General features: G+C 68.1%; 19 protein-coding genes. All 19 read right to left on the reverse strand.

Annotated features, from left to right (window positions below; translation table 11 throughout):
- Positions 1-72: 72 nt before the first annotated feature.
- Positions 73-1,152: an ATP-binding protein gene (locus tag HMPREF1008_RS07500; RefSeq protein ID WP_009279260.1), complete on the reverse strand. Its 1,080-nt coding sequence runs from the start codon at positions 1,150-1,152 to the stop codon at positions 73-75.
- 9 nt (positions 1,153-1,161) lie between these two features.
- Positions 1,162-2,712, reverse strand: coding sequence for a ribonuclease Y (gene rny / locus HMPREF1008_RS07505; RefSeq protein ID WP_009279261.1), 1,551 nt, complete (start codon positions 2,710-2,712; stop codon positions 1,162-1,164).
- 272 nt (positions 2,713-2,984) lie between these two features.
- Positions 2,985-3,578 carry a regulatory protein RecX gene (locus tag HMPREF1008_RS07510; RefSeq protein WP_009279262.1) on the reverse strand — a complete coding sequence of 198 codons (594 nt, stop codon included), beginning with the start codon at positions 3,576-3,578 and terminating at the stop codon, positions 2,985-2,987.
- A gap of 108 nt (positions 3,579-3,686) precedes the next feature.
- Positions 3,687-4,787, reverse strand: a complete 1,101-nt coding sequence (gene recA, locus HMPREF1008_RS07515) for a recombinase RecA (protein WP_009279263.1) — start codon at positions 4,785-4,787, stop codon at positions 3,687-3,689.
- Between the two features lie 205 nt (positions 4,788-4,992).
- The gene (locus HMPREF1008_RS07520) at positions 4,993-5,529 is read right to left on the reverse strand and encodes a CinA family protein (protein WP_009279264.1); all 537 of its coding nucleotides are present in this window, start codon (positions 5,527-5,529) and stop codon (positions 4,993-4,995) included.
- Positions 5,522-6,130: a CDP-diacylglycerol--glycerol-3-phosphate 3-phosphatidyltransferase gene (gene pgsA / locus HMPREF1008_RS07525; RefSeq protein ID WP_009279265.1), complete on the reverse strand. Its 609-nt coding sequence runs from the start codon at positions 6,128-6,130 to the stop codon at positions 5,522-5,524. Before pgsA ends, HMPREF1008_RS07520 begins: the two co-directional genes overlap by 8 nt.
- Before the next feature lie 12 nt (positions 6,131-6,142).
- Complete coding sequence (rimO, locus tag HMPREF1008_RS07530; RefSeq protein WP_009279266.1) at positions 6,143-7,468, reverse strand: 30S ribosomal protein S12 methylthiotransferase RimO; 1,326 nt, start codon at positions 7,466-7,468, stop codon at positions 6,143-6,145.
- Between the two features lie 6 nt (positions 7,469-7,474).
- Positions 7,475-7,972 (reverse strand): YajQ family cyclic di-GMP-binding protein, encoded by a 498-nt coding sequence (locus tag HMPREF1008_RS07535; RefSeq protein WP_009279267.1) that lies wholly within the window; start codon positions 7,970-7,972, stop codon positions 7,475-7,477.
- 50 nt (positions 7,973-8,022) lie between these two features.
- A complete protein-coding gene (locus HMPREF1008_RS07540; RefSeq protein ID WP_009279268.1) occupies positions 8,023-9,567 on the reverse strand; it encodes a helix-turn-helix transcriptional regulator in 1,545 nt (514 codons plus the stop codon).
- A gap of 1 nt (position 9,568) precedes the next feature.
- Positions 9,569-12,295, reverse strand: coding sequence for a DNA translocase FtsK (locus HMPREF1008_RS07545; RefSeq protein ID WP_009279269.1), 2,727 nt, complete (start codon positions 12,293-12,295; stop codon positions 9,569-9,571).
- Entirely contained in the window at positions 12,296-13,960 is a 1,665-nt protein-coding gene (locus HMPREF1008_RS07550) for a ribonuclease J (RefSeq protein WP_009279270.1), read from the reverse strand.
- Positions 13,961-14,200: 240 nt separating this feature from the next.
- Positions 14,201-16,414, reverse strand: a complete 2,214-nt coding sequence (locus HMPREF1008_RS07555; RefSeq protein ID WP_009279271.1) for a polyribonucleotide nucleotidyltransferase — start codon at positions 16,412-16,414, stop codon at positions 14,201-14,203.
- A 91-nt stretch (positions 16,415-16,505) separates the two neighbouring features.
- Entirely contained in the window at positions 16,506-16,784 is a 279-nt protein-coding gene (rpsO, locus tag HMPREF1008_RS07560; RefSeq protein WP_009279272.1) for a 30S ribosomal protein S15, read from the reverse strand.
- A 186-nt stretch (positions 16,785-16,970) separates the two neighbouring features.
- Entirely contained in the window at positions 16,971-19,229 is a 2,259-nt protein-coding gene (locus HMPREF1008_RS10280) for an NlpC/P60 family protein (RefSeq protein ID WP_009279273.1), read from the reverse strand.
- 128 nt (positions 19,230-19,357) lie between these two features.
- Positions 19,358-20,110, reverse strand: coding sequence for a DNA repair protein RecO (recO, locus tag HMPREF1008_RS07575; RefSeq protein WP_040656772.1), 753 nt, complete (start codon positions 20,108-20,110; stop codon positions 19,358-19,360).
- Positions 20,111-20,113: 3 nt separating this feature from the next.
- Entirely contained in the window at positions 20,114-21,049 is a 936-nt protein-coding gene (era, locus tag HMPREF1008_RS07580; protein WP_009279275.1) for a GTPase Era, read from the reverse strand.
- Positions 21,050-21,072: 23 nt separating this feature from the next.
- The gene (locus HMPREF1008_RS07585; protein ID WP_009279276.1) at positions 21,073-21,447 is read right to left on the reverse strand and encodes a diacylglycerol kinase family protein; all 375 of its coding nucleotides are present in this window, start codon (positions 21,445-21,447) and stop codon (positions 21,073-21,075) included.
- A complete protein-coding gene (gene ybeY / locus HMPREF1008_RS07590; protein ID WP_009279277.1) occupies positions 21,444-21,953 on the reverse strand; it encodes an rRNA maturation RNase YbeY in 510 nt (169 codons plus the stop codon). Before ybeY ends, HMPREF1008_RS07585 begins: the two co-directional genes overlap by 4 nt.
- 1 nt (position 21,954) lies before the next feature.
- Positions 21,955-22,914: a PhoH family protein gene (locus tag HMPREF1008_RS07595; protein ID WP_009279278.1), complete on the reverse strand. Its 960-nt coding sequence runs from the start codon at positions 22,912-22,914 to the stop codon at positions 21,955-21,957.
- Positions 22,915-22,946: the final 32 nt, after the last annotated feature.

A 22,946-nucleotide genomic window follows, 5' to 3' on the forward strand; every position in this document is an offset into this window, starting at 1 on the left:
TTGTCCGCAAGATGCTGCATTTTGCATATGGAGAACATTCTAGGTATTTTGCAGGAGATGCGAAAGGAGGTGCTAGTCCCCCTCGTCCACCTCGAAGGTCACGGTCACCCTGCCATGCGAAACCCGAACCCTCGGCTCTGACGCCAGGCTGAGGTAGTAGCGTTGCGCCAGAGGGGCGAAGTCCCTCTCCATCGTGCGCGAGAACTCGCCCAGGTCCTCGGGGGAGATGCGCAGGCCCCTCCGGTCGCGGACGAGGTCCACCTTACGTCCAGCCCGGCTCGCACGGCGCGACTTCCGGAAGTGGCTGGCAACGCTCCGGACGGGGGTCACCTGACCAGCGAGGATGCGATGGGCCGTCCGCTCGGACATGTCGAGGCCGAGGGACGAGGAGACCTGGAGCAGCTCCCCGGCATCGGCCGCGAGCTTGAGGCGCTCGAGCACGGGCAGGTCGTCGAGCGAGTCGATGAAGAGCAGGGCGCTTCCCTCCACGCTCAGACGCACGTTGCTCCGTGCCGTGGCCACGATCTCGGCAGGAGACCCGAGGTAGAGCTCGCAGCCACGGTCCTCCTGGGAGAACTCGCAGCAGCAGCGGATGATGTTGCGAGGCCCCCTGAAGCCGAGGGAACCACCCTCGTCCTCGACGAGGGTGGGCCAGGTGGATTGGTCGCTGCGCTCCTGGAGCGAGTCCACGTCGAAGACCGCCTGGATGCTCGAGCCCTTCTGGGGGGCCGAGTCCACGACGCGGGCGCTGAGGGCGTTCTCCCTGATGGAATAGAGCGCCATGCCACGGCCGTGCACTCCCCAGCGGTCCAGGTGGACGGAGTCGAGCTTGGAGGTGACGCGCGCGTCGAAGACGCGCTCGTGCATCTCGCGCGGTATGCCCGCCGCGTCGTCGAGCATGGTGATGGTCCGCACGGAGCCCTCGCGGGAGCTCGCCAGATAGATGTGGCGAGCTCCCGCGTCCCGGGCGTTGCGGAGCATCTCTATGACGGCGTCCTCGACCCAGCGAATGTCGTGCTTGGCCTGGCGCCGCTCCGCCTCGGCGACGCGGAGGCGGACGTAGCCCCCACCCAGGCTCTCCTCGACCTTGAGCGAGCGGTCGCCCCCATGGGAGGCGACGAAGCGCGCGAGGTCGGAGGGGTCCTGGGCCATGCTGCGTTCCTACTTGGCTACGCCGACGGCGCGGGACTCGCGGATGACGACGACGCGGACCTGGCCGGGGTACTGCATCTCGTCCTCGATCTGCTGGGCGATGTCGTGGGCAAGCACCGTGGCCTCGGCGTCAGAAATCTTCTCGGGCTCGACCATGACGTGAAGCTCGCGGCCTGCCTGCATCGCATAGGTCCTCTCGACGCCATCGTGGGCGTTCGAGATCTCCTCGAGCTTCTCGAGGCGCTTGATGTAGGTCTCAGCGGACTCCCGGCGCGCACCGGGGCGGGCTGCGGAGATGGCGTCTGCCGCCTGAACGAGCACGTCCAGGACCGAGCTGGGCTCGACGTCCGCATGGTGCGCCTCGACGGCGTGGACGATCTCGGGCCTCTCGCCATAGCGACGACAGAGGTCGGCGCCTATCACGGCGTGCGGGCCCTCGACCTCGTGGTCGATGGCCTTGCCGAGGTCATGCAGGAGGCCCGCCCGCTTCGCGGGTGCCTCGGGGATGCCGAGCTCCGAGGCCATGATCCCGCAGAGGGCGGCGACCTGGATGGAGTGCGAGAGGACGTTCTGGCCGAAGGAGGTGCGGTAGCGGAGCGCCCCAAGGGTCTTCACTAGCTCGGGGTGCAGGTCATGGATGCCACAGTCGAAGGCGGCCTGCTCGCCGGCCTCCTGGACGCGCTCGGAGACGAGGGACTCCGCCTTCTTGTACATCTCCTCGATGCGAGCGGGATGGATGCGTCCGTCCGCGATGAGGTTCTCGAGGGCGACGCGGGCGGTCTCGCGACGGACGGGGTCGAAGCTCGAGAGGATGACCGTCTCGGGCGTGTCGTCGATCACGAGCGAGACGCCCGAGACCTGCTCGAAGGTGCGGATGTTGCGCCCCTCGCGGCCGATGATGCGACCTTTGAGGTCGTCCGAGGGGATGTGGACGGAGGTGACGGTGATCTCTCCGGCCTGGTCCGCCGCGCAGCGCTGGATGGCGGTGGTCACGATCTCGCGGGCGGTCTTGTCGGCCTGGGCGCGCACGCGCTGCTCGGACTCCCTCAGAATCTGCGCCTCCTCGCGCACGGACTCGGCGCGCACGCGGTCGAGCAGCTCCTTGTGGGCGTCCTCGCGCGTGAGGTCGGCGATGCGCTCGAGCTCGGCAGACTGGCGCGCGACGAGGCCGTCGACCTCGACCTTGCGCTTGTCGAGCTGCCCCTGAAGGCTCGAGAGCTGGTGCTCCTTGCGGTCGAGCGAGTCGTTGCGCCTGTCAAGCGACTCCTCGCGCTGCATGATGCGGCCCTCGAGGGCCTGGAGCTCGGCCTTGCGGGCCTTCTCCTCCGCCTCCGAACGCTGCTTGAGCTGGAGTATCTCCTCGCGAGCCTCGATGAGCGCGGACTTCTTGGCGGAATCCGCCTCGCGTCGGGCGTCGTCGTTGATGCGCCGCGCCTCGGCCTCCGCGTCGCTCACCGCCGACTTGGCGGCGATCACCTTGGCGTTGCTCTGGCTGTTCGCGTAGAACCACGCGGCGGCGGCTCCCAGCAAGAGACAGATTGCCCCGATTGCAATAGTCATGGTTGCTCCTCTGATGGTCGTGCGTTTGCGTAGGGTTCAGGAGACCCCCACGTTAGGGGGAACCCGCCATCCAAGGGGCAACCCGTCCACTGGTATGCAAAAGATCGGATAGAGAAGGTCATATAAGACGTCTGTCGTGCATCCGACGGACGAGAGGCAACTCAAATGGCACGATAAATCATAAGTTTAGGCGGCCCATGCGTCAAACAGACGTACGGTGAGCGTCGCCCGTGACGGGCCCCAGCCGGACAAGGAGTCCGAGTGATGGGACCTCAGGACCCTCCGTCGTCCTCGTCCAAGACCCTTCTCGCGGCGCTCGACGCGGCCGCACCGGAGAAGCCGCGGCCCATGAGGAAGCGCACGCACTGGGCGTAGGGGTCCCTCCCCCTGAAGGAGCGACGGAGCGCGACCTCGAAGGCACGCTCGCCCTCGTCCTCGGGGTCAAGGTAGTCGTAGGGCCAGCCGGGAAGCTCGCCCACCTCGATGCCGCGACGGGCGAGCTCGAGCTCGATGCGGCGCCTTCCCCAGCCGGCGGACAGCTTGGACCTCACGAAGACGTCTGCGTAGCGACGGTCGTCTATGAGCTTCGCCTCGGCATAGCGTGCCACGAGCTCGGAGCACAGGCGACCGGGGTAGCCATCGTCCCTGAGCTTGCGCTCCATCTCTTGCGAGGAGTAGTCCCTGCGGTCGAGCAGGGACTCCACGCGCCTGCGCGCACAGTTCCCCTCGACCTCGGAGAGGACGTAGACGAGCTCGGCCCTCGAGGAGGGGGGCTCGCTGCGGTCTGCGAGCGAGCGTTCGAGTGCCTTGGCCACCGCGACGGGTAGGGAGAGGGTCTCCTCTCCCCTCTCCGAGCGGATTGCCAATGTGGCACGGGGCCTCCTCGCCCCGAGCACCGCGGCCTGGCGCTCGGGGAGAATCAGCTTCCAGCTGACGCCCGCCCCCCGTAATTCGACAGAAGGCATGCCAGGAGGCTAGGAGAGCTCGCCCTGCGAGGACGTGTCGAGCGAGACGGGCTCGCCCACGCGCTCGTCGCCCAGCTCGAGGCCGCAGGCCATGCGCACCTTGTGGTCGATCTCTTCCATGAGGTCGGGATTGGCGGCGAGGAAGTCCTTCGCGGCCTCCCTGCCCTGCCCGAGCCTCTCCACGCCATAGGTGTACCAGGCGCCGGACTTCTCGACCACCTCGTAGTCCACTGCCATGTCGAGGAGCGAGCCCTCCTTGGAGATGCCGGTGCCGTACATGATGTCGAACTCAGCCTGCTTGAAGGGTGGTGCGACCTTGTTCTTGACGATCTTGACGCGGACGCGGTTGCCCACGTTCTCGCCGTTGCGCTTGATGGAGTCGATCCTGCGGATGTCCATGCGCACGGACGAGAAGAACTTGAGCGCCCGCCCGCCGGGCGTGGTCTCGGGGCTGCCGAACATGACGCCGATCTTCTCGCGCAGCTGGTTGATGAAGATGCAGGTGGTCTTCGACTTTGAGAGCGAGCCGGCGAGCTTGCGCAGCGCCTGGCTCATGAGGCGGGCCTGGAGGCCCACCGTGGTGTCGCCTATCTCCCCCTCTATCTCGGCCCTGGGCACGAGGGCGGCGACGGAGTCGACGACCACCACGTCTATGGCCCCGGAGCGCACGAGCATGTCACAGATCTCGAGCGCCTGCTCGCCCGTGTCGGGCTGCGAGATGAGGACCTCGTCGATGTCGACGCCGATACGGGCGGCGTATCCTGGGTCGAGCGCGTGCTCCGCGTCGATGAACGCGACCACTCCGCCCAGGGCCTGCGCCTCGGCGAGGATCTCGAGCGAGAGGGTCGTCTTGCCCGACGACTCGGGGCCATAGATCTCTATGATCCTCCCCCTGGGCACGCCGCCGATTCCGAGCGCGGCGTCCAGGGCGAGCGACCCTGTGGGAATCGCCTCGATCTCCAGGTCAGGACCCCCGTCGCCGAAGCGCATGATGGCGCCCTTGCCGAACTTCTTCTCTATCTCTGACGTGGTGGCGTCGAGGACCTTGTCCCTCTCCTCGCCATAGGTCTTCTGGTGCACCTCGCGCGTGACGCTCTTGCTCTTTGCCATGGGCTCTCCTCGCTTGTCTTCGTAGCGAATGGTATACGAACATGCGTTCTGGGTCAACGGTCAAGGACAGCATACGACCGAAGGCTCGCGGGAGGCTCGCTGGCAGCTTGCCGCAGTCTGGCGTCAGCTGCAGGCCAGCCGCGCCCACCCCTCGCGAGCTGCGAAAGGGAGGTCCAGCGAGACGAGGCTGCCAACAGGGGCCGGCCTATGCCGAGGCGGGCGTCACAAGGGCTTCACGCAGGAGGGAGAGCGCGACGTGGACGGCCTTGGCCCGCACCTCCTCGCGACCCCCCTCGAAGCGGCAGAGGCGGGAGGCGCTCGCGCCGTGGGCGGAGGAGACGCCAAACCAGACGGTGCCGACGGGCTTGCCGGGCTCCGCGCCTCCGGGTCCGGCGATTCCCGTGACGGAGACGCAGACGTCTGCGCCCAGCACGCGCCTGGCGCCTTCCGCCATCATCCGGGCGCACTCGGAGGAGACGGCACCCAGGGAGGGCTCGTCGAGCACCTCCGGAGAGACACCCAGGACCCTGCGCTTGACCTCGATGGCGTAGCTCACGACGGCGCCCCGCACGACGGCGGAGGAGCCGGCGACGGAGGTCAGGGCCGCGGACACGAGCCCTCCCGTGCAGGACTCCGCCGTGCCGACGCTCAGCCCCGCCCCGACCGCCGCGGCGACAACCGCCGCGGCCTCGCGTCCCAGCTCCTCCCTGGTGGGAAGGGGGACATCCGACGCCCTAGTCATCGGCGTCCTCCGTGATGTACTTCCACGACTTGGCGAAGTAGTCGACGCCCGACCAGGCGGTGAGGACGACCGCGACCCAAAGCAGGGCGAACGAGACCGCGGACACGACGAAGGCGACGCCCGAGATGGGGATGGCCCTCAGCAGGAGGAGCCCGGAGATCGAGACCATGGTGGTGGCGGTCTTCCACTTGCCGAGGCTGCTCGCGGCGATCACCACGCCCTTGGAGGCGACGACCATGCGCAGCCCCGACACAAGGAACTCGCGGGCGACGACGACCAGGAGCACCCAGGGGCTCACCATCTGCGCCTCGAGGAGGTAGCAGAGCGAGACGACCACGACGAGCTTGTCCGCGATGGGGTCGAGGAACTTGCCGAAGGTCGTCACCTCCCCCCTGCTACGGGCGAGGTGCCCGTCGAGCTTGTCGGTGAGCGAGAGGAGGATGTAGAAGACGGCGACCACGAGGGCCCCCTCGTAGTGGTTGGGGGCCGCCCCCCAGTCCCGCGAGAGTTCGGCCACGAGGAGCCAGACGGGGACGAGGACGACGCGGGCGCAGGTGACGACGTTCGCGGGCGTCCAGATGGACTTCTTGCCCTTGGACATTGGGTGCCTCCCCTACTCTACGATGCTGCCGACGAGCTCGTAGCAGAACGAGTCCTCGAGGCGAACGCGCACGACGTCTCCCACCGCTGCCTCGCCGCAAGGGATGTGCACCGCCCCGTCGCAGTCGGGGGCCTGGAACCAGGCGTGGCCGACGAGCTCGGGGCCATCCTCGCCCTCCTCGACGCCGTCGACGATGACGTCGCAGGTCTCTCCGACGTGACGTGCGGTGGCGGCGAAGCCCAGCTGTTCGGCCACGTCGAGCAGCCGCTGCGCGCGCTCCAGCTTCACGCCCTCGTCCACCTGGTCGGGAAGACTCGCGCCGAGCGTCCCCTCCTCACGGGAGTAGGGGAAGACCGAGGTGTAGTCGAACTCGAGCTCCTGGACGAAGTCGAGGAGCTCGTCGGACTCCTCCTCGGTCTCGCCGGGAAAGCCCACGAGCCCCGTCGTCCTGAGGACCATGCCGGGAATCTGCTCCCTGAGCCGGGCGAAGAGCTCGCGGAGCTCCGGCGCCGACCCGCTCCTCCTCATGCTTGCGAGGACGCGCCCGTTGCAGTGTTGGATGGGGATGTCTATGTAGGGCAGGACCTCGTCCACGTCGCGGATGGTGGCGACGAGCTCGTCGGTCATGCCCTCGGGCTGGAGGTAGAGAACCCTCACCCAGCCGCCATAGGGCCGCACGACCCCCGCGACCGACCTCAGGAGCGAGGCGAGGGTGAGTCCCTCGCCCAGGTCGCTCCCCCAGATGCCGGTGTCCTGCCCGATGAGCACGACCTCTCGCACGCCGCCCTCCATGAGGCCCCTGACCTCGCCCAGGATCTCTTCCTCCGGACGGGAGAAGTAGCGTCCGCGGATGTAGGGGATGGCGCAGAAGGCGCAGAAGCGGTCGCAGCCGTCAGAGATCTTGACGTAGGCGCTCGCGCCCTCGACGGTGCGCAGGACGCGCCCCACGCCCAACGCGACCTCCCCCTGGGGGGCCTCCTTGCCCAGGACGGACCTCACGACGTCGACGATGTCATCCTCCTCGTCGGCGCGCACGAAGGCGGCGACCTCGGGGAGCTCGGAGGGCAGGCTGTCGCCATAGCGGGAGGGGACACAGCCGCACATGACGATGGGGAGTTCCCCCACGCCCCCGCGCGAGCGCTCCGCGAGGTCGAGCGTGGCGTCGATCGACTCGGAGGTCGCCGAGGCGAGGAAGGAGCAGGTGTTGATGATGGCCACATCGGCATCGTCGACGCCCTCGGCCTCGCCGAAGCCGGCGGTCCCGAGGAGCGCCCTCATGCGATCGGTGTCGACCTCGTTCTTCGCGCAGCCAAGGGTGACGTACAGGCAGTTGCTCATGGTTTCCTATCTGTAGTTCGTGAACTGGAGGGGTTGGCCGTAGTCGCCGTCGCGCAGGTGGGAGATGACCTCCTGGAGCACGTCGCGGGAGGCGGAGCTGACCCTCAGCTTGTCGCCCTCGACCGTGGGCTTGCACTTGAGCTTGAGGTCGCGGATGTCCTTGGCGATGCGCTTGGCGGTGTCCTGGTCGATGCCTTGGACGAGGTGCCCGCGCTGCCGCACGGAGGAGCCGGCCGCCGGCTCGGGCTTGTCCCAGCGCAGGGCCGCGAGGTCGATCTGGCGCCTGGCAAGCTTCGAGCCCATGACGTCGATGACCTGGGAGGCCACGAACTCGGACGGGGCCGAGATGGTGAAGACCCCCTCCTTCTTGGAGAACTCGATCGTGGCGCCGGTCTGCCTGAGGTCGTAGCGCTGCGTCAGCTCGCGCGCGGCCTGCTGGTACGCGTTGTCCGCCTCCTGGAGGTCGACGGTCGAGACGATGTCGAAGCTAGCTTCCTTGGCCATGCTTCCTCCCCTTCCTGGTGGTTGAATGCGATGGGTCCCTGGGGCAGCGCCTACTCGACGGTGGAGCCGGAGGACTCGTCACCGCTGGTGGACGCGGTCCCACCCTCGCCTGGCGCGTCCGAGGCCGACGCGTCGGAGGAGGACGTGTCGGCCTTGCCCTTCGCCGTCGACTCCGCGGGATTGGCCGAAGGCTTCGTGCCCTGGATCGTGATGGAGCCTATGCCGGACGACTTCGAGCTGAAGGACTGCTGGGTCCCGTTCTTGGTCACGGTCGCCGCAGTGGTGTCGCTCACCTGCACGGTGATCGACTCCGTCACGACGAAGCTCTTCTCCCAGGGTCCCGTGACCTGCTCGGCGATGACGCTCGTGCCGTCGCTCTCTATCTCGAGCCAGGTGGTCGCCCCGTCGGCGACCTTGACGTCCACCTTGGTCTCGGTCTCGGCCTCCTTGGCCTCCTTCTGGGCCTTGGCGTCCTCGGCGGCCTTCGCCGCCTCGTCCGCAGCCTGGCTGCTCTGGCCCTGCGTGCCGGACGTCGTCGCAGTGGTTTCGGACGACGAGTCGGTGGGCGTCGTGCTCGTCGTGGTGACGGCGACGGAACGGGCGTCGGAGGAGGACGGGGCGCGCACGCAGGACTTGACCGACCCGATGATGATCAGGGTGAGGAGCAGCGCACCCGCGATGACCACGGTTGCCATGGTCCGCCGGGCGTCCGAGAAGTATGCCTCGACGACCCCCACGACTCCCGAGCGCCGTGGGGCGGCGCCCCTCCCCCGCTCCCTCAGGCTCTCCCTTCCCTCGCCTCCGCGGCGCCTCACGTTGGGGCGCTCCGCGCGCGCGATGTTGCGGGAGGAGCGACGCCCCGTGCGCGTGGAGGCGGCCTCATAGGGTCGGGCGTCCCCGTAGCGCAGGTCGTCGGTGTAGGCGTCCGCGTCGACGAGGCGGGTGGTCACCCTGTCGGCGTTGCCCCGGGGCACCACGACCTCCTCGCGGTAGCTTCCGGGGATGGCGCGGCCCTGCTCGGGGCGTCGGCTGCGGTGCGTCCGTGCCCTGGAGCCGGGGCGGCTGCTGACGTCACGTCCCGTGTAACGCCTCGTGGGCGCGGCAGGCAGGTCCCCGCCGACGTCACCGCCCTGGTGGTAGCGCGAGGGACTCTGCCGTTGGTTGACGAGCGGGCTCGACTGCTGGCGCGAACGGACGGGGGAGGTGGTCGCGAAGCCCGTGACGTCGCCCGCGAACCCTCCCGAGGTGGGCAGGAGCCCGCGCGAGCCCTGGTAGGGCCTCCTGGGGCTGGAGCTCCCGGGCACCTCGTAGCTGGCCTCCTCGCCCCCGTGCCTACCGTCACGCCCACGCTCGTAGTCGAAGAGGTCGGAGGAGAACTGCCTCACCACGCTGCGGGGGGACAGGCCCAGGTAGCGCGCGTAGGACGAGAGCATGCCCTGGGCGTAGCCGCTCTTCGGCATACGGCCGAAGTCGCCGTTCTCGAAGGCGATGAGCACGTCCTCGCGCAGGCGGAGCACGCGCGAGGCCTGGGCCACGGAGAGCCCCAACTGCCGCCTTCTGTTGACCAGCATCTCGCTGAAGCGAGGACGCGGCATGCTACACCTCCCGGTACTTCTCCTCCTGGACCCTCAGGTCCTCCAGGCCTTCCTTGTCGAGCAGGACCTCGCGTGGCTTCGAGCCGTCCGGAGGTCCGACCACGCCCTTACTCTCGAGCATGTCCATGATGCGGCCGGCCCTAGCGTATCCCACCTTCAGACGGCGCTGCAGGCCCGAGGTGGAACCAAGCCTAGAGTCCACAACTATCTGGGCGGCCTCCCAGACCAGGGGATCGTCTCCCTCCTCGCCGTCGGAAAGGGGCGAGCCGGAGGGCTGGCCGGGGACGACCTGCGAGAGGATCTCCTCGTGGTAGTCGGGCTCGCCCTGGCTGCGGATGAAGTCCACGACCTCGTTTATCTCTTGGTCGGAGGTGTAGCAGCCGAGGACGCGCTTGGGAGAGAGGCCCCGGTCCTTGAAGAGCATGTCGCCGTTGCCCAGGAGCTTGTCGGCGCCGGTCTCGTCCAGGATGACGCGGGAGTCGATGCCCGACGAGACCTTGAGGGCGACGCGGGAGTCGATATTCGACTTTATGAGGCCCGTGACGACGTTGGCCGAGGGGCGCTGCGTGGCGATGACCAGATGAATCCCCGCCGCGCGGGCGAGCTGGGCGATGCGCACGATGGAGGCCTCGACGTCCTTGCCCGCGACCATCATGAGGTCCGAGAGCTCGTCGATGACCACGACGATGTAGGGCAGCGGATCGGGGGGGTTGTCCATCTCCGACAGCTTGCCCGAGACGCACATCTTGTTGTAGGCGCGGATCTCTCGCGCCCCGGCACGCTCGAAGACCTTGAGGCGCCGCTCCATCTCGGACACCGCCCACTGCAGGGCGCTCGCCGCCTGCCTGGGCTCGGTCACGACCGGGACGTAGAGGTGGGGAAGGCCGTTGTATCCCGCGAACTCGACGCGCTTGGGGTCGATCATGATGAGCCGCACCTGCTTGGGAGTTGTGCGCATGAGCAGGGACATGATCATGGAGTTGATGAGGACGGACTTGCCCGACCCCGTGGTGCCGGCGACGAGCATGTGCGGCATCTTGGCGATGTTGGTGACGACGGGCTTGCCCGCCGAGTCGCGGCCGATGGCCACCTCGAGGGGGCCGCCCTTGGCGTAGGGCAGCACGTCTCCCAGGTGCACGTTCTCGCGCTCCTTGTTGGGGATCTCTATGCCCACGTAGGAGGTGCCGGGGATGGGCGCGAAGATGCGGACCTTCTCGGCGGCGAGCGTGAGGGCTATGTCGTCTTCGAGGTTGCGGATCTTGTTGACGCGCTCGCCCTCGCCCATCTCGACCCGGAAGGTCGTGACCAGGGGTCCGGACACGTAGTCGACGACCTGGCTCCTGAGGCCGAACTCCTGGAGCGTCGCCTGCAGGCGGTCCTTGGTCTCGGACAGCTCGGCGATGGAGGCGGCGCTGGTCGCGCTGTTGGGGTTCGAGCTCAGCATCGAGAGCGGGGGCAGCTGGTAGCCCTCCTCACCCTCTCCCGGTCTCTTGCCCGCCGGCGCGGGGGTGGCAGGCCGGGGCCTCGGTGCCGGCGACATCGCGGCCTGCGCGGGGACCGCCCTCTCCGCGTGCGAGATGGGCGCGTTCCGCGCGGTGAGGGAGGGCTTCTTGGGCGTGGGCCTGGCGTCCTCGGAGCGCCGCGTGCCGCGTCGCCTGCCGGCGAGCCGCTGCGTGGGGGCGACCGCCTGCAGGAAGTCTGGCACCGCGACCTCCTCGTCGGCCCCCTCGACGTCAAGGTCCGCATGCGAGGGCGCGGGGGCGGAGGGGGTCCGCTCCGTCTCCATCTCGAGCCCCTCGATGGGAGGGGTGGTTGCGACCTCTCCCGCGGGGCGCGCCACGTCCAGGTCGATGTTGGGATGGCGAAGCCTCCTGAGGAGCGTCGTCTTGGGCTCGGCAGAGGTCCCGCCATCCGCGCCGTCAGACGAATCCGTCCCGTCGGCACGGGTGCGGCCGCCCCGCGTGAGCACGCTCGTCTTGCGGGCGCCCAGGAAGGTGGTGGCACCCTCTGCGGGTGCCTCGGGCGCGAGGGGATCGGCGTAGTCGGGGTAGGGATCCTCTCCCCCACCTATGGGCGAGCGCCCTGCCTGCCGGCGTCGCACGCGCTCCTGCAGGCCCTCGCGGGCGGATTGGCTGGCCTCGCGCAGTCGGGACACCGCCCCGGACACGGAGAAGCCGCACACGATGGCGCCCGTCAACGCCACGCCGACGAGCACGACGTTGCCCACGGTCCTACCCATGAGGCTGAGCAGCGCCCAGGCTATGGCGGCGCCCACGTAGCCGCCGCGCGTCAGGACCGCCTCCTTGTCGAAGACCAACAAGGGGTCGGCCTCGGTCGCCGCGGCCATGTTGACGGAGAGGAGCCCCAGCACCGCAAGCACCACGAGCAGCAGGCCCAGGGCGACGCGGCTGCCCATGGGCCCCTCGCCGTCCACGAAGAAGGTGAGCGAGAATATCGCGAGCGCCAGGGGCAGCAGGAAGGCACCCACGCCGAAGAGGAGCGAGAGGGTCTCGCCGCAGGCGCGGGTGACGGGAGCGGACGACGGGAGCAGGACCGCGATGCCCAGCGCGATGGCCATCACGAGCAGGGCCACGCCCAGGATATCGCTTCCCACGCTCCCCTTTGCAGGCAGCAGGCGCTGGGGGGAGGAGGCCCTTCCCCCAGCCCGTCTGCCACCGTTCTTCTTGCGCCTACCCTTCTGTGCGTTTGAGCTGCGGTTCGAGGGCATCTAAACCTCCATCACGACCGGGATGACCATCGGTCGCGTGTGCGTCTTCGTCCAGAGGAAGCCCGAGAGGCTGTTGCGCAGGGCCTTGCGGAGCTGCTCGAGGCTGGTCGCGTCCTTCTTGACGCTGGTCTCCATCTGGGACCTGACGCTGTCCTGCGCCTCCTCGATGAGGGCCTCGTCGCCCGAGAAGGCGACTCCCCTGCAGGCGACCTCGATGTCGCGGACCTTGCCGCCCCTGCGCTCGAACGTGACGACGCAGGTGACGAGCCCGTCGGTCGAGAGCTTCTGGCGGTCGCGGAAGACGACGGGGTCGGCGTCCGTGACGGAGAGGCCATCGACGTAGACGATGCCGGACTCGACGGGGTCGCCCCAGGTGACCTTGCCGTTGCGCACCTCGAGCGAGTCTCCGTTGTCGGCTATGAAGATGTGGTCGGCGGGGATGCCCATCTGGGCCGCGAGCTTGGCGTGGGCACGCAGGTGGACGGCCTCGCCGTGGACGGGCGCGAAGTAGCGCGGCTTCGCCATGGCCAGCATGAGCTTGAGCTCCTCCTGGCTGCCGTGTCCCGAGACGTGCACGAGCGTGTTGGAGCGGTCGAAGACGGTGCAGCCGATCTTTGAGAGCGAGTTGATGATCCCCGCGACGCTCTTCTCGTTGCCGGGCACGGGGGTAGCCGAGATGATCACCGTGTCCTCGGAGGTGATGGTGATCGACTTGTGGTCTCCCGTGGCCATGCGGCCGAGCGCGCTCATGGGCTCGCCCTGGCTGCCCGTGCACATGACGACGATCTTCTCGTCGGGGAGGTCTGCCAGGTCGTAGGCGTCGATGATGTCGTCGTCGGAGATCTTGAGGTAGCCCAGCTCGCGCGCGACGCGCGTGTTGGTGACCATGGAGCGTCCCGTGACGACCACCTTGCGCCCCACGGCCACGGCCGCGTCGCAGACCTGCTGGATGCGGTGGATTTGGCTCGAGAAGGAGGCCACGATGACCCTGCCGGGCGCGTTCTTGATGATGTGGCGGAGCTGGGGGCCGACGGCGGACTCGGAGGGCGTGAAGCCCGGACGGGTCGCGTTGGTGGAGTCGGAGAGGAGGAGGTCGACCCCCAGCGTGGCGAAGCGGTTGATGGCCTGGTAGTTTGGCCTCACGCCGTCGATGGGGGTCTGGTCGAGCTTGAAGTCGCCGGTGTGCATGACGGAGCCCGCCGGGGTGCGCATGTAGACGCCCATGGCGCCGGGGATCGAGTGCGTCATCGCGAAGAAGTCGATGCTGAAGGCGCCGAGGTTTAGATGGGCGCCGTTGGTCACCTCGCGGAACTTGGGCGAGTTGATGCGGTGCTCGGCCAGCTTGCCCTCGATGAAGCCCAGGGTGAGCTTGCTCGAGTAGATGGGCACCTTGCGGCCCAGGTCCATGAGGAGGTAGGGCAGGGCCCCGGTGTGGTCCTCGTGGCCGTGGGTGATGATGATGCCGCGGAGCTTGTCCTCGTTCTCGAGCACGTACGAGTAGTCGGGAAGGACGAGGTCGACCCCGGGTTGCTCGTCATCGGGGAACATGAGGCCCGCGTCCACGAGCACGAGGTCGTTCTCGTACTCGAAGGCGGTCATGTTCTTGCCGATGCCGTCCAGACCCCCGAGGGGAATGATCCTCAGGGGACTCTGCTTCTTTGCCATGTGCGTTGGGTTCCTTTCGTGGTGCGGTGGCATTTCATGTATGTGAGACCCGCCTCTGCGGGAAACGTTCCAGACATTCCTCTACCCATTGTAGCTGCCGCCAGTCACCCTTGTCCCTGTGGAGGGCAAAGCGGACGCATCCCACATCTGGGGTCACGGCACAGAAAAGGGACCCGCCGGCAAAGGCCGGCGGGTCCCAGCAGCCCCGTCAGTCGTGGGGCCGGGAGCTATCGTTCGGGACTAGCCCTCGTGGTGTCGACGGGGCTGGCGGCTCGCGGAGCCACCCCTGTCGCCAGGACGGCGGCCGGCACGCTCGCGCCTCTCGCCCTCATGCTCGCGGGGCTTGGAGGAGCGGGCGGGAGCCTCGGGCTTGTCCAGGCGGTCCAGGCTGATCTTGCCCTTCTCGTCCACCTCGAGGACCTTGACCTTGACCTCGTCGCCGATGTTGAGGACGTCCTCGACCTTCTCGACGCGGCCCTTGGCGACGCGCGAGACGTGCAGCAGGCCGTCCTTGCCGGGAAGGAGCTCGACGAAGGCGCCGAAGGGCTGGATGCCCACGACGCGACCGTTGTACTCCTCGCCCACCTCGGGGACCTTGACGATGGCCTTGATGCGCTCGGCGGCCTCGTCGCCCGCGCCGTTGGTGCCGGCGATGAAGACGGTGCCGTCCTCCTGGATGTCGATCGTGGCGCCCGTGTCGTCCTGGATGCCGCGGATGACCTTGCCGCCGCTGCCTATGACGTCGCGAATCTTGTCCGTCGGGATCTGGAGGCTGATGATCTGGGGCGCGTTCTCCTTGGTGGACTCGCGCGGCGCGGGAATCTGCTCGAGCATGGCGTCGAGGATGAACATGCGACCCTCGTGGGCCTGCATGAGGGCCTTGCGCAGGATCTGGGGCGTGAGGCCGGTGGCCTTGTTGTCCATCTGCATGGCGGTGATGCCCTTGGTGGTGCCGCAGACCTTGAAGTCCATGTCACCGAGGAAGTCCTCGAGGCCCTGGATGTCGGTGAGGACGACGGTCTTGCCCTCCTCCTGGATGAGGCCCATGGCCACGCCCGAGACGGGGCGCTTCAGAGGCACGCCAGCGTCCATGAGGGCGAGGGTCGAGCCGCAGGTCGACGCCATCGAGGAGGAGCCGTTGGACTCCATGACCTCGGAGACCACGCGGATGGTGTAGGGGAACTCGTCCTCGCTCGGAATCACCGGGAGAAGGGCGCGCTCGGCAAGGTTGCCGTGGCCGATCTCGCGCCTCTTGGGCGACCCCATGCGCCCGGTCTCGCCGGTGCAGAAGGGCGGGAAGTTGTAGTGGTGGATGTAGCGCTTGCCGTCGACGGGCTCGATGGTGTCGAGGCGCTGCCACTCGTTGAGCATGCCCAGGGTGGCGACGGAGAGCACCTGGGTCTGGCCGCGCTGGAAGAGGCCGGAGCCGTGGACGCGGGGAAGGTAGTCGGGCTTCACCATGAGCGGGCGGATCTGGTCGGCCGAGCGGCCGTCGACGCGCTCGCCGGTCTCGACGACCATCTTGCGCATGGCGTGCTTCTCGAGCCCCTTGAGCTCCACGGGGATCTCGCGCTCCCACTGGGCGCGCTCCTCGTCGGTGAACTCGGCACGGATGGAGTCCTTGAGGGCCTCGACCTTGCCGATGCGCGAGAGCTTGTCGGCGTCCTTGAGCGCGGCCTCCATTTCGGCGTAGTGGGCGAAGACGCGGTCGTGGACCTCGGGGACGGGCACGTCGAGGACGTACTCGCGCTTGGCGATGGGGCCGTTGGCCTTCTCGTACTTGGCGATGAAGGCCTTCTCCTCCTCGCAGAACGCGGCGATCGCCTCTTGGCCGAAGGCCATGGCGGCGAGCATGTCCTCCTCCGAGATCTCCTTCGCGCCGGCCTCGAGCATGCTGATGAAGGTGGCGGAGCCGGCGAGCTCGAGGTCGAGGTCGGACGCGTCGCGCTCCTCGTAGGTCGGGTTCACGAGGAACTCGCCCGTCTCGGGGTTGCGGCCGATGCGCACGCCGGCGAGCGGCCCCTCGAAGGGCACGCCGCCCACGGAGAGGGCGACGGAGGCGCCCATGATGGAGATGGTGTCGACGGAGTTGACCTGGTCGGCCACGAGGGGCATGGCGACGATCTGGACCTCGTTGCGGAAGCCGTCGGGGAAGGACGGGCGTATGGGGCGGTCGATCATGCGGGCCGTGAGGGTGGCCTTCTCGGAGGGGCGCGCCTCCCTCTTGAGGTAGCCGCCGGGGATGCGCCCGACCGCGTACATCTTCTCGATGAAGTCGACCGTCAGGGGGAAGAAGTCGTAGTTCTTGCGCTCCTTCGAGACCACGACGGTGACGTTGACCGTGGACTCGCCGCAGGAGACCAGGCACTCGCCTGTGGCCTGCTTCGCGAGCTCGCCCGAGCTGAGGGCGTAGTGCTTGCCGTAGAGGTCGAACTCGTGCGTAACCTTTGCCATGTTTCTTTTCCTCTTATCTCCGCCTGCCCCGTTGCAGGCGGGCCGTCTAACGCAAGGGAGCGCCCGCAGGCGCTCCCCTCTTGCACGCTTGTTACTGGATGTTGTCGCGGATGCCCAGGCTCTTGATCAGCGTGCGGTAGGCCTCGACGTCCTGCTTCTTGATGTAGGACAGGAGGCGGCGACGCTGGCCGACGAGCATGAGGAGGCCGCGACGGGTGTGGAAGTCCTTCTTGTGGGACTTCATGTGCTCGGTCAGGCCCTTGATGCGCTCGGTGAGGAGGGCGACCTGGACGGCGGCGGAGCCAGAGTCCTTCTCGTCCTTGCCGTACTGGGCGATGAGCTCGGCCTTGCGATCCTTGGTGACTGCCATGTTGCGTTTCCCTTCTTCATGGATGCGCCCCGAACTGGGATGGCCGTCTGGCATGGGCGGGCCTCCAAGTACGGGGTATGACTGGGGAATCATAGCACGAGAAGGGCCACGCGGCCCGCCGGAGGGGCGAGGCCGCGCGCGTTTTGTCCCTTCTACACGCCAGGCACACGATATGGCACGCGAGTCTTACACCAACGTGATGGGCAGGCCGCCGCCGACGTAGGAGGTCCTCCAGACGTTCCTGACCTGCACGCCGTCGGGCGTGTTCGAGTCGATCATCTTCCCGTCGCCGATGTACACGCCGACGTGCCCGGTGTGGTACTTGTCCTGCAGTGGGGAGAAGAACACGAGGTCGCCGGGACGGAGGTCCGGTATGGACGTCTTCCAGCCCGCGCGCTTCTCCACGCCCCACATCTGGCTGTCGTTGCGGTTGTCCTGCTGCGCATAGTAGGAGAAGTAGCCCTGGTTGTGCGAGAGGTTGATCCCCAGGGTGCTGTAGACCCACCATGTGAAGCCAGAGCAGTTGAAGGCGCGCCTGTCGGGATAGTAGGCGCTGTCGTCGTACGAATAGCTGCCGCCGAGCATGGTGCGCGCGGCGCTGACGATCCTCCTGCCGAACTCCTCGCGCGAGACGAGCACGCCGTCGTTGTCGGCGATGGCGACGGTGTCGTCGTGCCAGTCGCCGGGGAAGGAGCCGTGGGTCTTCGCGTAGTAGCGGGAGACCACGTAGGTCCCGCGCACCACGTAGCCCTGGTCCTCCCGGCCGTAGTAGCGCTTGCCGTCGTAGGTGAACAGCCCGAGGCGGGCGCCCAGGAGGCCAGCGCCCACGGAGTCGTCGACGTAGTAGCGCTGCAGCTCGCCGTCGTCGTACTCCCCCGTCACGACCATGCCCCGGGACCAGAGCAGCGCGCCGGTCGTGGGGTTGGCGACGAGCATCCCCTTGCCCTGGCGGAGCTTGCCGCGCAGGATGCTCCCGTCGGAGGCCTGGCCCCAGAAGTGCTTCCCACCCCGCTCGAAGTGGCCGACCCTGGCCAGCGAGAAGCCCTCGCCGCCATCGTGCAGGTAGTACAGCCGCTCCCTGCCGTCCGCCCCCCTGAGCTTTGAGAAGCCCTCGCCGCCCGCGGCGAGGAGCCTGCCGTCGTCGTCCGCCACCATGGCGTAGCCGTCACCGAGGTCCCTGACGCCCCGCAGGATGGAGCCGTCGGAGCTTGCGTAGGCGTAGTAGCCCGCGCCCTCGGAAGGGGTCACGACGCGCTCGCGGGCGAGGAGGGCATCGCTCCCGACCCAATAGCGCTGCTTCGATCCCCAGGCACTAGTGACCATCCAGAAGCCCTTGATTGGCTGGGTGGCCTGCCTAGAGGCGAACCACGCCCTGCCCTCGTCCCTCCATCCGGCAGCGACAAGGTGCTTTGCCTCCTGGGGGCTCACGGTGAAGTTGTGCGCGCCGGCCCTCGCGTTGGGGTTGTACTGCCGGAGGACCGCCGTGCCGTCGTCTCCTTCGGACCTCCAGCCGATGCCCTCGTAGCGCCAGCCCGCCCTCACGAGCCCGTCGCGCTCCCGAGAGCTTGTAGTGTAGTGATGGTCCCCTGCGTTGGGGTTGTAGAGGCGAAAGACCGCCGCGCCGGAATCGGGAGACACCCAGCCCACGCCCTCGTAGCGCCAACCCGCCTCGCAGACCGTCTTGAGCTCCTTCTGGCTGCTCGTGTAGAAGTGCTCGCCTGAGTTGGGGTTGTAGAGCCGGAACATGTTGAGGTACTTGACGGCGGGCTTCTTGCCGGTCGGCTTGTTCGCCACGAGCTTGGGAGCCACGGGCTCGTCCACTTCGGGCTGCGTGGCTTTCACAGACTGGGGGGCCGTTGCCTCGGGCTTGCTGGACCAGCCCTCCTCCTCGCCTGCCGTCCCTGCCCTTGTGACGATGGCCATGTGGGGGCTGGGCGCGGCAGGGCCTGTCTCGATGGTCTCCTCGGGAGCGCGAGTAGGCGCCCCCCTCGAGAACTCGCTCGTCTGCGAGACCGCATGGGTAGCTTCGGCATCCTCGAACGACTCGTGCTCGTTCGGCGTCCCCTGGCCTTCGACGTCAGCTTGAGCCTGAGGGGCAACGACCCTCAGGGGAAATTCAAGCTTTGCTTCCGTGACCTTATCATCCGTTGGTTCCGTCTGACCCTCAGGCACATTTTGAACAGGGGATGCAGGCACGGATACGGGCGCATTGCACGCTTCCCGTGCGTCAAGCAAGGCCCCTTCCGCAGAATCGGTCGTGGACGCCGTGGCCCCGACGTCCACCTGGGATGAGCCGACATCGATGACGCGTTCCGCCTCGTTGGCAAGGGCGGTGTGGGCGCCCATGAGCAGGACGGCCACCACGGCGGCGGAGGCCAGAGCACCACAACAGGCGGGATGGGGCCACGAGAGGCTGATGTGGGCGGATGGTCGGTCTGTTCTCATGGGCTGCTCCAAACGGAGGATCTTCTTTGGGTAGGGACTCATGCAGCAAACTATCTTAAGCCTGTTTTTAGTCTTTTGCAAAGAAGTCCGGGCTCCGCACGTCGCAAAGCATGCCGTACCCGAATCCATCACATACTGAACATGAACTCCAGGGCGCGCAGGCGCGCGTCCAGGTGGGTCGCCGCCCAGGCATGCGCGATGGAGAGGAGCTCCGTGGCTGCCCGCTCGTCCGCCTCGGCCCCCATGAGCTCCCCGAAGGTGGAGCCCAAAAGCGCCCGTAGCCACTGGAACTCGGAGTGGGAGAGCTCCTGGGCGCCCGCCACGCCCCTCGCGCAGCTGGCGCAGAGCGCCCCTCCCGCCACGGGCGAGAAGTGCGTCACGTCCGGGTCGCCGCAGGCTATGCAGGAGTCGAGCTCGGGCATCCAGCCCTCGTGGGCGAGCACCTTGAAGGCGTACGCGGCCACCAGCAGGTCGAGGTGGGGCTGCCCGCTCGCCCGCTCGCAGGAGCCCAGGGCAGCCGAGCAGATGCGGAAGAGGTAGGGGTCCTCGCTCTCCTCGAAGGAGCTGAGGCGCGCGACCTCGGCGACTGCGGAGGCGGCGCAGAGCCGGGCGTAGTCCCCCCTGATGCCGGGGTGCGCGTCGACGGTGACGGCCTCGCTCACCACGTCGAGGCTCCTCCCCCTGGCCATGAGGAAGTCCGTCTCGCAGAAGAGCTCCGAGCGCGAGGCGAGGCGTCCGCCCGGCTTCCGCGCGCCCTTCGCCACGGCCCTCAGCTGGGCCCCCGACTCCCCCAGGATGGTGAGGATGAGGTCCTGCTCCGAGAGCTTGGTGCGGGCGAGCACTATGCCCTTGCTCCTATAGGTCCTGCGCCCTCCCGCCACGGCCTACTCTTCCGCCTCGTAGCCCAGACGGCGGATCTCGTTCTTGTCCCGGCGCCACTGCGGCTGGACCCTGACCTGCAGGTCGAGGAAGCACTGGGCCCCGAGGAGGCGCTCCACGTCATGGCGCGCCTCGGACCCGATGCGCTTGATCATCTGCCCCCCCTTGCCGATGACCATGCCCTTCTGCCCCTCGCGCTCCACGATGATGGTGGCGGCCACCGAGGCGTGGCCCCTCCTGGGCCACGAGATATCCTCGCAGATGACGCCCACGGAGTGGGGGACCTCCTGGCGCATGTTGAGGAGCACCTTCTCGCGCACGAACTCCGCCACGAGCTCCTCGTCCGTCATGTCCACGTCCATGTCGTCCGGGAACCACTTCGGGCCCACGGGCAGGTGGGCGGAGACCAGCCCCACGAAGGAGTCGACGTTGAAGCCCTCCCTGGCGCTCACGACGAGGGCGTCGTCGAAGCGGGCGAGGGAGCGCGCCGCCTCGAGCTGGGACTTGACCTGCTCGGGCCCGGCGAGGTCCGCCTTGGTGACCACGAGGACCTTGAAGGGCGCGCGCGCCGCGTCGACGTGCTTGGCGACCCACTCGTCGCCCCGGCCCACGGGCTTGGTGGCGTCGACGAGGAGGGCGACGACGTCCACGTCGGCAAGCTCTCCCAGAGCAACCTTGTTGAGCTCCTTCCCCAGGGCGTCCTTGGGCTTGTGGAGCCCCGGCGTGTCCACGATCACGAGCTGCGACGCGGGGGTGTTGACCACGGCGCGCATGCGCCGGCGCGTGGTCTGCGCCACGGGGCTCGTGATAGCTATCTTCCCGCCGTAGCAGGCGTTGAGCAGGGTCGACTTCCCCACGCTGGGACGTCCCACCAGCGCGACGAAGCCGCTGCGGAAGTCCTCGGCGGGCACTGTGCCGTCCACGGTCTTCTCGTCTTGCATCTCTCCTCCTTGAAAGGGAAGCCCTAGGGCAGGAGGGCGCGCACGAACACCACGGCGCCCACCACCGCCACCACGACGCAGAGCAGCCACACCGCGGCGGCGGCGATGTCCTTCGCCCGCCCCGCGAGGGGATGGAACTCGGGCGAGACCAGGTCCACGACGGTCTCCACGGCCGTGTTGAAGAGCTCGGCCATGATGACCACCGCGCAGCACAGGAGCACAACGGCCCAGCTCAGCGCGTCGATGTGCAGCACGATGCCCATGGTGAGGGCAAAGGCGGCCCCGCCCAGCATGACCTTGATGTTGCGCTCCTGGCGCACGGCGGTGCGGAAGCCCTGGATGGCGAAGAGGAAGCTTCGTCTGAAGGTGGGGTGGCTCGGGCGCTTGCCGGGGATCATGCGTCGCCGCCTTCCCGGTGGCGGGTCAGGGTCACGTGGTCCACAGGCTGGTCGGTCCTCATCTTGAGGACGATCTGGTCCTCGCGGGCCTCCATGAGCTCCGCCTCCGCGTCCTCCAGGTGGTCGTAGCCAAGGAGGTGGAGCATGCCATGGACCAGGAGCAGGCGGAACTCGTCGCGCGCGGTGGTCCCGAAGCCCGGCGCCTGCCGGGCGATGTACGCGGGCGCGAGGACGATGTCGCCCAGCTCGCAGGGCTCCCCGGGAGCGAGGTCGGGGTCGTCCGGACGCTCGCACTCGAGGCTCAGCACGTCCGTCGCCCGGTCCTGCCCGCGCCACTCGAGGTTGAGCTCGCGCATGCGCCCGTCGGACACGACGGAGACCGACACCATGCAGGGCCTGCCCACGCCCTCCTCGGCGAGCACCAGGTCGCAGGCGGCCTTGATGTCTGCCCCGTCGACGGGCGCGACGACGCCCTCCTCGAACACGAGGTCGTAGCTGTTCTCCATGCTACCTCCTGCCGCCGCGCGACTCGGCGCGGTCGTAGGCGTCCACGATGCGCGCCACCAGGGAGTGGCGGACGATGTCGTTGCGGTCGAGGTCCACGAACTCGATGCCGTCGAGACCCTCGAGCACCTCGCGGGCCGACTCCAGACCGTTGTGGCCCAGGAGGTCGCGCTGGGTGAGGTCTCCCGTCACGACGAACTTGGACGAGAAGCCCAGCCGCGTGAGGAACATCTTCATCTGGTCGGGGGTGGTGTTCTGCGCCTCGTCGAGGATGACGAAGGAGTCGTTGAGGGTGCGCCCGCGCATGAAGGCCAGGGGCGCGATCTCTATGACCCCCTGCTCGATGAGGGAGCTCCCCCGCTCCATGTCGGTCATGTCGAAGAGCGCGTCATAGAGCGGGCGCACGTAGGGGTCGAGCTTCTCCTGGAGGGTGCCTGGGAGGTAGCCCAGCGACTCGCCCGCCTCGACCACGGGACGGGCGAGGACGATGCGCGCCACCTCGCGCCTCTTCAGCGCCGCCACGGCCATCGCCATGGCGAGGTAGGTCTTGCCGGTGCCGGCGGGGCCGATGCCGAAGCTGATGGTGTTTCGCCGCATCGACTCGACGTAGCGCAGCTGCCCCGCCGTCTTTGGCCTTATGGCACGCCCGCGGTAGGTGAGCAGCAGGTCGCGACCCATGTCCGCGGGCTCCTGGGCGCCGTGCGACGCCTGGCCCACGAGGAGCTCCACCTCGTCGGTGGTGGGCACCTCTCCCCTCTCGACCATGTGGATGAGGCGAGAGAACACCGAGACGACGCCGTCCACGACCTCCGCGGGGCCCGAGACCAGAATCTGGCTTCCGCGCACCGAGACCAGGGCGTCGAAGCCCGCCTCTATGCGACGCAGGAGCGAGTCGGCCGGCCCCATGAGCAGGGTCGGGTCGACGGAATCGGGAATGGTGAGTCTGACCTGCGTCGGCTCCATGCTCCTCCAACTGCCTCCGGACGGCGCGCCGT

The sequence above is a fragment of the Olsenella sp. oral taxon 809 str. F0356 genome (assembly GCF_000233535.1).
Lineage (GTDB): Bacteria > Actinomycetota > Coriobacteriia > Coriobacteriales > Atopobiaceae > Olsenella_I > Olsenella_I phocaeensis.

Coding starts and splice junctions, on each gene's coding strand:
- HMPREF1008_RS07535 (WP_009279267.1), bottom strand. CDS start 7,972: ATGGCCAAGGAAGCTAGCTTCGACATCGTCTCGACCGTCGACCTCCAG.
- HMPREF1008_RS07555 (WP_009279271.1), bottom strand. CDS start 16,414: ATGGCAAAGGTTACGCACGAGTTCGACCTCTACGGCAAGCACTACGCC.
- ybeY (WP_009279277.1), bottom strand. CDS start 21,953: ATGGAGAACAGCTACGACCTCGTGTTCGAGGAGGGCGTCGTCGCGCCC.
- rpsO (WP_009279272.1), bottom strand. CDS start 16,784: ATGGCAGTCACCAAGGATCGCAAGGCCGAGCTCATCGCCCAGTACGGC.
- rny (WP_009279261.1), bottom strand. CDS start 2,712: ATGACTATTGCAATCGGGGCAATCTGTCTCTTGCTGGGAGCCGCCGCC.
- HMPREF1008_RS07540 (WP_009279268.1), bottom strand. CDS start 9,567: ATGCCGCGTCCTCGCTTCAGCGAGATGCTGGTCAACAGAAGGCGGCAG.
- HMPREF1008_RS10280 (WP_009279273.1), bottom strand. CDS start 19,229: ATGAGAACAGACCGACCATCCGCCCACATCAGCCTCTCGTGGCCCCAT.
- rimO (WP_009279266.1), bottom strand. CDS start 7,468: ATGAGCAACTGCCTGTACGTCACCCTTGGCTGCGCGAAGAACGAGGTC.
- HMPREF1008_RS07595 (WP_009279278.1), bottom strand. CDS start 22,914: ATGGAGCCGACGCAGGTCAGACTCACCATTCCCGATTCCGTCGACCCG.
- HMPREF1008_RS07585 (WP_009279276.1), bottom strand. CDS start 21,447: ATGATCCCCGGCAAGCGCCCGAGCCACCCCACCTTCAGACGAAGCTTC.
- recA (WP_009279263.1), bottom strand. CDS start 4,787: ATGGCAAAGAGCAAGAGCGTCACGCGCGAGGTGCACCAGAAGACCTAT.
- HMPREF1008_RS07545 (WP_009279269.1), bottom strand. CDS start 12,295: ATGCCCTCGAACCGCAGCTCAAACGCACAGAAGGGTAGGCGCAAGAAG.
- pgsA (WP_009279265.1), bottom strand. CDS start 6,130: ATGTCCAAGGGCAAGAAGTCCATCTGGACGCCCGCGAACGTCGTCACC.
- HMPREF1008_RS07520 (WP_009279264.1), bottom strand. CDS start 5,529: ATGACTAGGGCGTCGGATGTCCCCCTTCCCACCAGGGAGGAGCTGGGA.
- HMPREF1008_RS07500 (WP_009279260.1), bottom strand. CDS start 1,152: ATGGCCCAGGACCCCTCCGACCTCGCGCGCTTCGTCGCCTCCCATGGG.
- HMPREF1008_RS07550 (WP_009279270.1), bottom strand. CDS start 13,960: ATGGCAAAGAAGCAGAGTCCCCTGAGGATCATTCCCCTCGGGGGTCTG.
- era (WP_009279275.1), bottom strand. CDS start 21,049: ATGCAAGACGAGAAGACCGTGGACGGCACAGTGCCCGCCGAGGACTTC.